General features: G+C 64.0%; 12 protein-coding genes. 4 read left to right on the forward strand and 8 right to left on the reverse strand.

The features are described 5' to 3' along the window. Positions 1-105 precede the first annotated feature (105 nt). The 3 genes from ABT24_RS10595 (at position 106) to ABT24_RS10605 (ending at position 2,310) form a co-directional block, all read left to right on the forward strand. The gene (locus tag ABT24_RS10595; RefSeq protein ID WP_286737813.1) at positions 106-1,119 is read left to right on the forward strand and encodes an NAD-binding protein; all 1,014 of its coding nucleotides are present in this window, start codon (positions 106-108) and stop codon (positions 1,117-1,119) included. A 93-nt stretch (positions 1,120-1,212) separates the two neighbouring features. Next, positions 1,213-1,977: an SDR family oxidoreductase gene (locus ABT24_RS10600; protein ID WP_276730229.1), complete on the forward strand. Its 765-nt coding sequence runs from the start codon at positions 1,213-1,215 to the stop codon at positions 1,975-1,977. A 24-nt stretch (positions 1,978-2,001) separates the two neighbouring features. Continuing rightward, positions 2,002-2,310, forward strand: coding sequence for an antibiotic biosynthesis monooxygenase family protein (locus ABT24_RS10605; RefSeq protein WP_276707422.1), 309 nt, complete (start codon positions 2,002-2,004; stop codon positions 2,308-2,310). A 42-nt stretch (positions 2,311-2,352) separates the two neighbouring features. Here the strand turns inward: ABT24_RS10605 and ABT24_RS10610 are convergent, their stop codons facing one another. Genes ABT24_RS10610 through ABT24_RS10620 form a run of 3 tightly spaced genes read right to left on the reverse strand, consistent with a single transcriptional unit; the run spans position 2,353 to position 7,260 of the window. Beyond that, positions 2,353-3,030, reverse strand: coding sequence for a histidine phosphatase family protein (locus ABT24_RS10610; protein WP_013122367.1), 678 nt, complete (start codon positions 3,028-3,030; stop codon positions 2,353-2,355). 47 nt (positions 3,031-3,077) lie between these two features. Further along, on the reverse strand, positions 3,078-5,627 hold the full coding sequence (locus ABT24_RS10615; protein WP_276730227.1) for a YbcC family protein: 2,550 nt from the start codon (positions 5,625-5,627) through the stop codon (positions 3,078-3,080). 1 nt (position 5,628) lies between these two features. Then, positions 5,629-7,260: an NADH-quinone oxidoreductase subunit L gene (locus ABT24_RS10620; RefSeq protein ID WP_276730225.1), complete on the reverse strand. Its 1,632-nt coding sequence runs from the start codon at positions 7,258-7,260 to the stop codon at positions 5,629-5,631. A 133-nt stretch (positions 7,261-7,393) separates the two neighbouring features. Here ABT24_RS10620 and ABT24_RS10625 point away from each other — a divergent pair, with 133 nt between their 5' ends. Then, entirely contained in the window at positions 7,394-8,326 is a 933-nt protein-coding gene (locus tag ABT24_RS10625; RefSeq protein ID WP_276707428.1) for a LysR family transcriptional regulator, read from the forward strand. 7 nt (positions 8,327-8,333) lie between these two features. Here ABT24_RS10625 and ABT24_RS10630 read toward each other — a convergent pair whose 3' ends face one another. The 5 genes from ABT24_RS10630 to ABT24_RS10650 form a co-directional block, all read right to left on the reverse strand. Beyond that, positions 8,334-9,581 (reverse strand): Y-family DNA polymerase, encoded by a 1,248-nt coding sequence (locus ABT24_RS10630; RefSeq protein ID WP_276730223.1) that lies wholly within the window; start codon positions 9,579-9,581, stop codon positions 8,334-8,336. Between the two features lie 114 nt (positions 9,582-9,695). Beyond that, positions 9,696-10,196 (reverse strand): hypothetical protein, encoded by a 501-nt coding sequence (locus ABT24_RS10635; RefSeq protein ID WP_276730221.1) that lies wholly within the window; start codon positions 10,194-10,196, stop codon positions 9,696-9,698. Positions 10,197-10,368: 172 nt separating this feature from the next. After that, entirely contained in the window at positions 10,369-11,241 is an 873-nt protein-coding gene (locus tag ABT24_RS10640) for a DMT family transporter (protein WP_276730220.1), read from the reverse strand. Positions 11,242-11,280: 39 nt separating this feature from the next. Next, entirely contained in the window at positions 11,281-11,799 is a 519-nt protein-coding gene (locus tag ABT24_RS10645; RefSeq protein ID WP_276730217.1) for a methylated-DNA--[protein]-cysteine S-methyltransferase, read from the reverse strand. Then, positions 11,796-13,250 carry a DNA-3-methyladenine glycosylase 2 family protein gene (locus ABT24_RS10650; protein ID WP_276730215.1) on the reverse strand — a complete coding sequence of 485 codons (1,455 nt, stop codon included), beginning with the start codon at positions 13,248-13,250 and terminating at the stop codon, positions 11,796-11,798. Before ABT24_RS10650 ends, ABT24_RS10645 begins: the two co-directional genes overlap by 4 nt. Positions 13,251-13,379 lie beyond the last annotated feature (129 nt).

Raw genomic sequence — 13,379 nt, forward strand, 5'->3', positions numbered from 1 at the left:
ACTTGTTCACAGCATGTAGCTCGGCACGCTTGCGTGCAACCTACGAATCGGCAGGAGATCGACCCCCGCCGACTTGCCTATTGGCGACCATGATGACTACTAGGCCTGTTTTTCATCGCAGTGGGCATGGGCATTGCGCTGCCACTGGTGATGGCCGAGCCCTTGCAGGTGATCGGCCTGGGGGCGGGCATTCTGCTGCTCAAGGCCCTCACGCTGTACGCGGGAAGGCGGCTCATCGGCGGCGACGACGCGCTCAGCCGTCCCTTGGCCATTTTGCTGGCCTGCGGCGGCGAGTTCGCCTTCGTGCTGTTCACCAGCGCGCGCAGTGGCGGTCTGCTCGACGGCCCCACTGCCGAGCTGCTGACCGTGGCGGTGGCCGTCTCCATGGCCTTGGCGCCGTTTCTGCTCATCCTCAACGACCGGCTGATCCAGCCGTGGGCGCGCAACCGTCAGGCGCCGCCCTTCAGCACTATCGACGAACCCGGCCAGCCCGTCGTCATCGCGGGCTACGGGCGCGTCGGCCAAATCGTCGGAAGGCTGCTCAACGCGCAAGGCGTGGCGTTCACCGCGCTGGACGCCAGCGCCGAACAGGTGGATTTCGTGCGCCAGTTCGGCAACAAGATCTACTACGGCGACGCCACCCGCCTGTCGCTGCTGCGCGCCGCCCATGTGCAGGACGCCCGGCTGTTCATCCTCGCCGTCGATGACGTCGAGGCCAGCCTGAAGATTGCCGAGCTGCTGCGCACCCACTTCCCCGACGTGCCGCTGCTGGCGCGGGCGCGCAACCGCACCCATCTCATGCGCCTGCGCGAGCTTGGCGTGAAAGACGTGCTGCGCGAAACCTGGGGCACGAGCGTGGAGCTGGGACGGCGGGCGCTGCAGACCGTGCAGCCCGACGTCGATGCCGACCGCGTGGTCGCGCTGTTCACCGCCCACGACCTGCGAGTGCTCGACCGTCAGCAGGCCGTGTTTCACGACAGGGCCGCGCTCATCGCCCTGTCGAAAAACGCCCGCGCAGAGCTGGAAGACATTCTCCAGGGCGACGCTCAGCTGCACCTGACCACGGCTGCGGAAGGCAGCACCGAAGCGCCCAAGACCGTGCCGGACGGGACTGCGTAGGACGACATCGGGCAACGGAGTTTCGCCGTTCGCGCGCCTGCAGAAAACACGCCACGCGCGTACAGTCTTTGGCTTTGCCCAAGGAGAAAAAACATGTCCCTGAATCTCGCTCCTGCATCGCTCAAAGATCGCGTCGTCCTCATCACCGGCGCTTCATCCGGCTTCGGCGAAGCGACCGCCGAGCTGTTCGCCCAGGCTGGCGCGCGCCTGGCCCTGAGCGCACGCCGCGGCGACCGGCTGGACGCTCTGGCCGCACGCCTGCGCGCACTGGGCGCCGAGGTGCTGGTTCTTCCTGCCGACCTGGCCGAAGTCAAAGCCGCGCAGGCCATCGTGCAAGATACGGAAGCGCATTTCGGCTGCCTCGACATCCTGGTCAACAACGCCGGGGTCATGTATTTGGAGCCCATCGACAGTGCGGACATGACCCGCTGGCAGCACATGATCCAGCTGAACCTGCTCGCGCTCATGGCCAGTTGCCAGGCCGCCCTGCCCGGTATGCGCGCCAGGAAGGACGGGCACATTTTCAACATGGCCTCCACCGCCGGGCGGCAAGCCAACCCCAACGGTGGGGGCTATTCGGCCTCGAAATGGGGCGTGGTGGGTTTTAGCGAGTCGCTGCGGCGCGAGGTCTACAAAGACAATATCCGCGTCACCGTGATCGAGCCTGGCGTGGCGCAGACCGAGCTGCGCGACCATATCGCCCACGCGCCCACGCAGACGGCGCTCAACAACTGGGCCGACAGCATGCGCCAGTTGCAAAGCGCAGACATCGCCCGCGCCATTGTGTTCTGTGCCGGCCAGCCCGCGCATGTGAACATCAATGAAATCCTGATGCGCCCCACCGATCAGGAACGTTGAACCCAACTCTGGAGACTCCCCAACATGATTCATGAACTCGCCGATATTCAGATCCGGCCCGGCAGTCAGGCCGAATTCGAAGCCGCCATCGTCCATGGCGTGAACACCGTCATCGCGCATGCCAAGGGGTTCGAAGGCTACGAGATCCGCAAAGGGATTGAAACGCCCGAACGCTATCTGCTGATGATTCGCTGGGCCACCCTGGAAGACCACACCGTGGGCTTTCGCCAGTCCGAGGCGTTCTCGCAGTGGCGGGCGATTGTGGGCCCCTACTTCGCGCAGCCCCCGGTGGTCGAGCACTTCACGACTTTGCCCGAAGCGCAGAAGCATTGAACGCCGAAGGAGCGCCTGTACGCGGCCCCGGCCGCAACACCCTCAACCCTCCACCGTCGGACGCCACCATTTCGAGGTGCGTTCGGCAATCTCGCGCTCGGGATATGACTGGTAATGCGATACGTCGTTGAACAGCTTGAGGCGCGGGCGAACCTCGTTCATGAAATCGAGAATGGTTAGCGCCGCGGGGCTTTGATCGAGGCGCTCGCGGTAGCCGCGCGCATCCAGGCCCAGCAGGCTGCTGACAAGCAGGCGATTGGTGCCTTTGTGCGAGACGACCAGCACGGTCTGATGCCGGTGCCGCTCGATGATCTCGCGCATGATCGGCAACGCCCGGTGGATGACGCTCAGTCCCGACTCCCCGCCTTCGGGCGCCACCAGTAGCGGGTCTTCCTCCCACAGGCTGTAGGCCTGCGGAAATCGGCAGGTGACTTCGTCCCGGGTCAGGCCTTCCCAGTTGCCGTAGTCGATCTCGCGCAGCGCATCAACGATTTGCACGGGAAGATTGTGCGGGCCTGCGATGATCCGGGCGGTTTCCAGGGTTCGCGCCATCGGGCTGGCATAGACCGCAGCGATGGACACGCTGGACAACCTGATTCCCAGGCTCGCAGCCTGCTCTCGGCCCTCGTTCGACAACGATATATCGTTCGATCCGGCAAAGCGGTCTTCCAGCGTCAGACGGGTCTCGCCATGACGGACGAGCAGAATTCTTGTGGGCATTGGGTTCTCCTGCGTGTCTCGTGAACACATTGTGATGTCGGGCGCACTCAGGGGCATAGCGCCGTCTGGAATGAACTCTGTGCCGTCATCGATTTTTCGCTTTCAAGGCTGACTGGTTGCCAGCAGTATCCGTCCTCCGTTACCAAACGCCGGATCACCTCTGCGCTCTCGTCAATGCGAAAAATGTGAAGCCATTTGTTGTCCACCAATTGGCGGATCATTTCATGGCGAGCAATGATGTTGTCGATCGCTTCAGCTGGCGCCTCCAGATAGACACTGAGCCGCAAAGGCTCATGCATCCAACGGCTACCGTCATGTAAAGACTGCAGAGGAAGGCCCACCCGCAGATCACCTCCATTGCCTTCCAGAACGCCGATGGCGCCACCCACCACGTTGTGAAGCACCTTGTTGCCGCTTCCGAAGCGTGAATTGTCGACAACCGAGCCGTAATACTGCATGTTGATCCAGTTGGCGACGACCATCGGGGCGGTCATGATGAGCTCGAGCACCTTGAAGTCGACATCGTTTTTCCAAACATAGTCGTGCAAGAAGGCGCGCCCGCCAAGGTCGGCGCCACGTGTACGGAACCTGGGGGCGGCAATGAAGGCGGCGTTATTGGCCAGCGCCCATTCAGGGCGCACTTGCGACCAATCCCGGCTGCGCGCCTGCACATGCTGGGCGACATCGCGATCTGTCATTGCATCGATGCCCATCGACGCAGCACGCTGCATGCGGGTCAAGTCGCCAGCCTGTTCGAGTGCGCGTTCAAGGTTGGCGAGATCAGGCGCCAGGTCATGCGGTACGGCATGCGCATCGAACACCTGCACGATGTCGGTCGTCGTGTCATGCAAGGCCGCCAGGAAACAGGTGTCTTCTGGAATGAGAATGCCACGGCGTGCCAGTTCCACCCGAACCTGCTTGTCGTTGAATAGCGCTGCAACCACTTTCGCACTCGCCTCGCCTGTTTGTCCGGCACACGCGCCGCAGTCCAGACTCGTGGCATGCGGATTGTTCACAGAACTGCTGCCATGCCCAACGAGCAAGACAAGGCGCGCAAATGGCCCGGTCAGGCCCATGGCGCGCAAGATTCTTTCCGCGTTCTCAACCCGTTGGTCCTGCGGAATTCCTGTTGCGCCGTGATGCGAGCAGCACGCATCACTTGTCTTGGGCAACAAACTCGGCGAGAGAGCCAGCGCCCTTTTCCGGCCGATGCCCTGCGTTTTAGGGTCAGGAACGGGTCGAGACCAGCCCATGCTGTCCGACAGAAGTTTGGGCGCGTAGGTCAGCCCGGCAGACTCCACAAAAGAAAAACAGGAGGACGCCGAAAATTTGAAACCCTTCCACACCTTCGCCCATTTCAACCGAGCTCGGCGCTGTTGACGCAGTTGATCCGTTTCGTCTCCACCCTGCTCTTGCAAACAATAGCTGGGGGTGAACAGAATCGGCACATGAGAGTGCCCGCAATCGGCGCCCAGCGGAACGACCTCAATGAAAATTCCGAAGAACCCGGCAAAGCCGATGGTCTGTATCGAGGGCGCCACGATTTCCAGCGAGCGGCGGAATATCTCTGAGCGGACATCAATACAAAAAGCAGCCTGCACAGCGGGGCGCGTCGGCAGCGGCTGCGGACGCTGCGCTTCTTTCAGCGCTGCGAGCACCGAGTTCTGAAACCCGATTTCCATGGCACTGAGCAAGATTCTGTCGACCTCCGCAGCCGCACGGCGTTTGGCCGATGGCGCACGCATGCTGGCTGCGAGCATCTCCCGCCAGCGGGCCTGAAGTGCAGCACTGCCCTTCTCCTGAAACAGCAAGACATCCCAGACCAGACGAATCGCCAGAAGATCGACGATCGACGCATCGGTCTGGCCTGAGAGCTCCGCTTGCCACTTCAGGTATCGCGTCCAGGCGGCCCATCCCCCCACGCTCAGCAAAGCGGCGTGAAGATAGCGCTCGGTGGCCTCTGCAGGAATGTCGAGCTTCTCGACGGCCCATGCAATCGCATCCCGTGGGGCATGCGGAACCTCGGCGATGGCAGCGCGCAGGCCACGCAACCCCATCAACGCCGGGCTCTGGTCAATGGTGGCGGTCTCCCGCCAGGCGGCAAACAACGATTGGTGACGATAAGGCATGGGAATGACGGCCTGGCCGATGTCGAAGTACGCGGCGCAGTGCATGCTGATGCGTTCAACGACAAATCGCGTCCACAGACCTCCCTCGACTTTGTCGAGCAGATCACTCACGGTCGCCATGCCCATGCGGGGCTGAGGGCGGTCTGTGGCCAGAGCTTCCTGAACGTCCTCCAGGCTGAGCGTGCTGCCGCAGAGCCTGATCGCTTGGCGAATGTCCTTGCTGCCGATCCGGCCTTGAGCCACCTGCTCCTGGAAATAGGTGCGCGGCATGTAGAGGCTCGTGCCCATGACACGAGCCAGTAGATCAGAGGCGCTCTGAAAGTCGTGATCCCGCAGCCCAAAAAATGGATTGACGGCCACAAAATTCTTCAGCGGCCAGAGCGGCGCGATTCGGCCGCAGGCGGCGTCGATCTGAGGATCAATCGACAAGGTTGGCGCCATCAGCGTGGGCATGTCGGCGAGGTTCATCTCAAGCTCCTTGAAGTTGAATGTCATTGGTTTGGGGAACAGGCCACAACTTTTGCAGCAGACGGGTGACATAGACATCGACATACAGCCCGTTGTAGAGGTGCACGTACAGCCTGAAACGCGCCGGAGAAGCACTCGCCTGCAGGAATTGCTGCATCATCAACAGCGCGACGAATGTCACGCTCACGACGGGCACGAGCACGCTGTAAGCCGTGTGAGCAAGCCCCGACACCGGCAAAACACTGTTCAGCAGCAAGCGATCGAACAATGCGTGCAACACAAAGTAGGTCGTGCATAGAAGCGCGCTCATCCCCCCCGCCATGACCAAGGCAGGCACCAGCCCCAGCGCCGTGGCTGCCTGCAACACGAGTTGACTCATGGACACCGCCAGAATGACGCCCACAACAAGCAAGGTGTCCTGCCCGTGCCAATAGACACCCAATAGCGAGCCGATACCGAGTGACGCGGTCACGCCAAGCGCGAGGGCGGCAATCAGCCGCACAAGATCAAAGCCTTTGGGGGACGCTTGCAGGGCGGGCGCCCGAAAGGCATCGACTGCACTGCCCGATGCCAGAAAAGCATGGGCTTTATAAAGCGAGTGTGCAACGAGATGCAGCATGGCGAGGCTATACAGCCCGAGGCCGCATTCGAGCAGCATGAATCCCATCTGTGCAGTGGTTGACCAGGCAAGACAGACCTTGACGCTGGTTTGCGTCAACATCACCAGGGAAGCAAGCACCAGGGTGACCAGCCCGATGAGGGTCAGCGCGACGAGCGCTCCTGTGGAATGCGACAGGATGGGGCTCATGCGAATCACCAAAAAAGCTCCGGCATTCACGATGCCCGCATGGAGAAGCGCCGACACCGGTGTCGGTGCTTCCATGACCTGCAGCAGCCAGCCATGCAGAGGAAACTGCGCCGATTTCAATGCCGCGCTCAAAACAATGAGGTAACTCGCGATCTGCAGTTTCATCGGCATCTCGCCTCTGAACGCCGCCATCAGTTGAAACAGGCGCTCGAACTCCAGCGTGTGGAGTGTCGAGCCAATCAAAACGATAGCGAGCAGAAGGCTGGCATCACTGATGCGGCTGGCGACGAATTTTTTGTGTGCAGACAGCACGGCAATCGGCCGCTTTCTGTAAAACATCAAAAGCTGATGCAAACTCAGACTGGTGGCGATCCATGCCAAGGCGAACATCAAAAGATTGCCCGACACGATCAAGCTGAGAATGCTGGCCAGGGTCAAAGCGAGCCACTTATGAAACCGACCCTGTTGCGCGTCGCCCGCAAGATAGTTTTTGGAATAACGCGATACGACCACGCCCACAAAGGACACCAGCAGCAGCATCATGATCGTCAGCGCGTTCAGATAAATCGAGAGGGTCAGATGCCCCAGTTCCGCAGGGAGCGCAGCGGATGCCACGGTGAAAGTGTGCGTGGAGCCCTGCAGCGTGCCGAGCAATCCAGCAGTGATAGCCAGCACGAAGGCCAGCCAGGCCATGGCTTCATTCCACCGTGCAATCAATCGAGGCCGTGCGTTGGCCCACGCAGTCGGAACGCAGCCGACGACCAATAAGGCAAGGGGCACGCACAGGGCGAGCAGTGGACCGAGCGAATTCCATGAGGGCGACATGGCATATCTCCTAGAGGTTGTTCCGGCAGATCAGTGGTGCAGCGGAACTCAGTCTATGGAGTACCTGACAAAATTAATAATGAATAATTAGAATAAAAACCATAGACAAAAAGCTATACATAAAGGATCGGACATGATGCATGTCAGCTTGAGGCAGTTGCGCACCTTCGAGGCCGTCGCACGGCTGCGGAGCTTTTCGAGGGCCGCTGAAGAACTTCATGTGACACAACCCACGGTCTCGAAGCAGATTCGTTTGCTCAGCGATGAAATTGGTCTTGCCCTGCTGGAGCAAATCGGTAAGAAAGTCTTTCTCACCGAGGCCGGAGAGCACCTCTACGCCACCTGTGGCGACTGGCTGGAAACGTGGGGCCGGTTTGAGCAAACCATTGCCGACATGAAGGGGGTGAAAAAAGGTCGACTCCGAATCGCTTCGGTCACCACGACCAAATACTTCATGCCCCGCTTGCTCGGCCCCTTCTGCGCGCAATATCCCGGCATCGACATTGCGCTGGAAGTGATCAACCGAGATCGTCTGCTTGAGCGCCTTGCACGCAACCAAGACGACATTTACGTCATGGGCGTCCCGCCCGATGGGATGAACATCGAGTGCGAGCCTTTTCTCGAAAACTCGCTCGTCGTCTTGGCGCCCTCGTCACACCGGCTGACGACGTTGGGGCGCACCGTTCGTTTTGCCGAACTGGCGCAAGAGCACTTTCTCGTTCGAGAGCGGGGCTCTGGAACGCGTTTGACGATGGAGCGACTCTTCGAAGAGCATGGCGTGCGCCCGAACATTCGCATGGAGTTGGGGAGCAACGAGGCCATCAAACAAGCGGTGGCCGGCGGCCTGGGCCTTGCCATCCTCTCGGACAGTACGATCGGCGAGGATCATTTGAACCATCAGGTTTGCGTCCTCGACGTTGAAGGCTTTCCTATTCGACGCTCTTGGTACCTGGTCAGGTCGAAAGAAAAGCGGGTCTCCGTGGTGGCCGCGACTTTTCTCGAATTTCTGAAATCCCATGTCAACCTGCTGGGCCATCCGGCGAAAGAGGTTCAGCAAGCGGTCTGATCACGATTTACCCCTCCGTTTCGAGATCGGGGATGTGGTTGAACGCGATGCGCATGGGGGCTTCCTCCCGCCCCTGGTGGCCGCTGCCGCAATAGATGGTGTGGCGGCCGTAGCGCACGTTGAGGGCATCGACCGCGCTCCACAGCGCGGCCTGCTCCGCATCAGAGCCGGGCACATCGCCCTCAAACAAGCTGGCGCTGGTCTGCCCGGGCTGGCGCAGATCGTGCAGCAGCATGGCCACTTTCATCGGCGCCCAGCCCGCAGGCACCATGCCGGGCCACAACTCGCGCAGGGTGTGCAGCAGGGCGCGGGTGTCGGCCGTCGGCGCGAAGCGGGCGCCGCGCTCGGGACGCAGACGCTCGCCGTGCCGACGGGTGAGCTTGAGCATCACGGTCATAGCGCCGGCCAGCAGGTGCTCGCGGCGCAGGCGCATCGCGGCTTTTTGCGTGAGGCGATCGAGCACGGCCAGCGCGCCCTCGGCGCTGCGCATCTCCGGCGGCAGCACATGCGAATGGCCGAGCGAACGCCGCGGATTGGCGGCCTGCACACCCGACGCCAGCCCGTGCAGCCGGTCGTAAAACGCCTCGCCCGCCATGCCGCCCCACACCACGCGCAGTTGCTCGCGCCGCGCCCGCCAGAGCTGCTCCACGCTGTGGATGCCCTGCGCCTGCAGCCGCGCGAGCATACGCACATTGATGCCGGTGAGATCGGTGAGCTGCATGCGCAGCAGCGGGCCGGGCAGGTCGGTGGAGTCGAGCACCACCAGACCGTCGGGCTTTTGCAGATTGGACGCCTGCTTGGCGAGAAACACATTGGGGGCGATGCCCACCGAGACGCGCAGGCACTCGCCCAGCGCCTCGCGCAGCGCGGCCTTGAGGCGCAGCGCCAGTTGCGTGGCGCGCTCGCGGCTGGTCCAGCCCATCGGCAGGCTGCAGGCCATTTCGTCGATGGACAGCACTTGCTCCACCGGCGCGATGGTGTCCACCACCGCCACAGCGCGGTGGTGAATCTGCACATACTCGGCATGCCGCGCCACCACGAACACGATGCCCGGACACAACCGGCGCGCCTCGGCCACCTGCGTGCCGGTCTTCACACCAAACGCCTTGGCCTCGTAGCTGGCAGCGATGCAGCAGGTCGTGTCGGCCAGCATCGGCACCACACCCACCGGCCGCCCGCGCAACTCAGGGCAAAGCTGCTGCTCCACCGAGGCGAAGTAGGAATTGAAATCGACCAGCAGGCAACGCAGTGTCATGGCAGCCCGCGCCGCTTGCACAGCGCGCCGGAATACTGTTTTTACGCACAGTATTTCATGCTGTCATGACGCTGGCAAGTGGCCCGCTGCAAGTGGCGCTGCCGCGCGGGGGTTTTACGCCTGCCAGCGCTGCGCCGGATGCGCGGCCGGAGCCGCCGGGTGCTGCTGTGGCGGTTGCGCTTGCGGGGTTTGCAGCGGCGTCAACAGCACCATCGTGGGCAGCACCGGCGGCATCAACCACGGCGACTGCGGCAACAGCACACGCAGGGTGGACATCGGCCCGAACACCGCGTTCATCTGCGCATTCATCTGCGCGTCCACCCGCTCGATCAGCCGCTGCATCGGCGCAAACTGCGTGTGCATCTGCCGCAGCGCCCAGGCGGGGGCGGCCGCGCCCGAGCTTTGCTCGATCACCACCCGCGCATGGCCCTGCGGGCTTTGCCAAGTCCAGGTCTTGACCTGCACCGGGCCTGCGGCCGTGTGCATGACCTCCACCGTCTGGTGCATGGGCATGTCATGCCCGTCGTAACGCACCGCAAGCGGCTGCGCCGCCAAGGCCAGCGCGGGCAGGGTCATCGCCAGCGCTGCAACCAGGATTTTGGATTGAATCTTCATAATCGAACTCCTTTCTCAAACTGAACCCAACGCCGCAGCGCGTGGATATCGCCGCGGCGATTTTTTCGTTCTTTTCCAATGACCGGAGTTCCTGAAGCGAAGCTGAAGGTCGCCCGCACAGGCCGCCGCTCAAAGCGCCTGCACGGCCTCAAACCGCCGGGGATGGATCGGCCTACGCCCGCAGGCCCACCAGCCGCTTCCACTGTCCGCTCGCCAGCGCGGTGCCCGCCAGGATGATCGCGCAGCCCGCCAGCATGGCGCCGGTGACGGCTTCCTGCAGAAACAGCGCGCCCCAGAGCATGCCGAAAGCCGGAATGAGAAAAGTGACCGAGGCAGCGTAGGCCGCGCCGACCTGCGCCACGAGGCGGAAATACAGCACATAAGCCAGCCCGGTGCACAGCACGCCCAGCGCCACCACGGCGGCCCAGATGTCGCCCTGCACCGCGTGCGCAGGCCAGGTGAATGCAGCGGGCAGAGCGAGCAGCACCGTGGCTGTGAGCTGGCTGCCGAACGCGGTGAGCGTCGGATCGACCCCGGCCAGATGGCGGCGGGTGTAATGCACGGCAAAGCCATAGGACACAGGCGCCAGCAGCGCCGCAGCCACCGCCCAAGGCGCGGCGCCTTGCGACAACCCCGGCTGATCGCCCACCAGCACGACCACGCCGAGCAGGCCGATGCCCAGCCCGACGATCTGCGCCCGGCCGATCGGCGCGCCGAACAGCGTCGCCCCCAGCACCGCCGCCCACAGCGGGGTGGTGGCATTCAGAATGGCCTCGAAGCCCGCGCCCAGGTGCAGCGCGCCCACGGCGAACAAGGTGAACGGCAACGCGGAGTTGGTCACCCCGACGACCAGCAGCGGCCAGAGTTTGTGGCGAAACTGGGCGCGCGCCGCGGCGGTTCGCAGCACCGGCAGCAGCACCAGCGAGGCAATGCCCACGCGCAGCGCGATGAGCGGCAGCGGCCCGAACTCGGGCACGGCGATGCGCAGAAAGAGAAAAGAAGCGCCCCAGATGGCGGCGAGCAAAAACAGTTCGATGAAAGGCATGGGCGTGATCCGGATGATGCGCAGCGCTGGCCGTAGCGCTCAGGCCGCGCGCGGGCGACGGGGCGTAGGGGTTTGCGTGGGGGATTGCGTTGAAATCGGGGCCACGCGTTCGAGATCGAGCAGCGCCTGCTTGCGCGGCAGGCCGGCAGCGTAGCCGGTCAAGCGGCCGTCATGGCCGATGATGCGGTGGCAGGGCACGATGATGAGCAGCGGGTTGCGCCCCACCGCCGCACCCACGGCGCGGGCATGGCTGGCGGGCAGGCCCAGCCGCTGCGCGAGCAGCGCATAGCTGATCGTCTGTCCGTAGGGCGCGGTCTGCAGCGCCCGCCAGACCGCCTGCTGGAACGGCGTGCCCTGGGGCCGCAAGGGCAGATCGAAGGTGATGGCGTCGCCGCTGAAATAGGCTTGAAGTTGCGCGCGGGCGCGCTGCAGCAAAGGTGTGTCGGCGGCGGTTGGAAGCTTTGCGTCGTCGAGAAAACTCAGGGCAGTGAGCCCGTCTTCCGCGGCGGTGAGTTGCAACGCGCCCAGAGGGCTGTCCATGACCAAGACGGCTTTCACGATGTTTCTCCTTCAGTCGCGCGGCGCCACAGATGCACCGCGGCATAGCCCCGCCACGGCGCCCAGCGCGCGGCATGGGCCAGCATGTCGGCCGGACGGGCCAGGCCGAGTTGTTTGCGCAACACCAAATCGCCGGCGGGAAAGGCATTCGGCCAGCCCAGACCGCGCAGCGCAATCACCTGCGCCGTCCAGTCGCCGATGCCGGGCAGGGCCTGCAGCGCCGCAAGCGTGGGCTCGACCGGGGCGAGCGGCTGCAGCGCCACGCGTCCCTCGGCCACGGCCAGCGCCAGCGCGTGCAGGCTGAGGGCGCGGGCGCCGGTCAGACCGCAGGCGCGCAGCGCCTCGGGGGTGCAGGCGGCGAGCGTGGGCGCGTCGGGCAAGGTGCGGCACAGACCGTCGGGCGCATCGGGCACGGAGGTGCCGTGACGCTGCGCCAAGCGGCCAAGAATGACGCGCGCCTGTGGCAGGCCGATCTGCTGGCCGACCACGGCGCGCATGGCGATCTCGAACCCGTCGAAGGCGCCGGGAATGCGCAGGCCGGGCGCCTCGGCGGCGAATTCGGGCAGATGGGCGTCGATCAGATCGGGGCGGGCATCGAGGTCGAACAAGCGCCGCACACCGCCCACGATGCGGCCGATGTGCCGCGCCAGCCGCGGCGGCAGGGTGAGGCGCAGGCTGTGGCGCTCAGGGTCATGGGTCACCGCGATCCAGCCGGTGACCGGCGGCGCACCCGGCTCGGCGGCGAACGCCACCGCGCGGCTGTAGCGATCGGCGGTGACGCGCTCCACACCGTCCACCGCGCGACGCGCGAGAAAATCGACCATCTGCCTCCAGGCGTAGGGGGGCCGGTAGGCGAGCGACACGGTGAGCCGGTCTTCCTGCCCGCAGGCCCCGCCCGAGCGCCGCAAGCTCAGCGGCGTCAACCCATAGCGGGTGCGAAACAGATGGTTGAACCGCCGCACGCTGCCAAAGCCCGCCGCGTCGGCCACCGCCGCCATCGGCAGCGTTGTGTCCGTGAGCAGACCCTTGGCCAGCAGCAGCCGCCGCGTCTGCGCATACGCCACGGGCGAGACGCCGAATTCCGCCTCGAAGATGCGCCGCAAATGCCGCGGCGTGACGCCCACGCGCCGGGCCACGGCGCTCAATCCGGCGGGATCGGTCAGCCCCTGGTCGATCAGCGCGGCAGCAGCGCGGGCAAGCTGGCCCGAGAGGTCGAGCACGCCGAGCCCCGGCGCCAGTTCGGGACGGCAACGCAGACAAGGCCGATAGCCCGCCTGCTCGGCCGCCGCCGCGCTGGGATAGAAGCTGCAGTTGCGTTTGAGCGGCGTGCGCACCGCACACACCGGCCGACAATACACCCCGGTGGACGACACGCCGACGTAAAACCAGCCGTCGAAGCGGCGGTCGCGGGTGAGCAGCGCGCTGTAGCAGGTGTCGGGATCGAGTTGCATGCCCTCACTCTAGTCGCGCAGCGCAACGAAGTCTGGCCGAAAACGGACATCAGTCTGCCTCGCCGTTGTACGCCGCGCCCTGACTTTTGCGCAACACAGCTTTGCCTTCGACAAATCGCAAAAAGCCGG

Origin of the sequence: Thiomonas sp. SCN 64-16 (genome assembly GCF_001725585.1) — a bacterium.
In the GTDB taxonomy this organism is placed as follows: domain Bacteria; phylum Pseudomonadota; class Gammaproteobacteria; order Burkholderiales; family Burkholderiaceae_C; genus Thiomonas; species Thiomonas arsenitoxydans.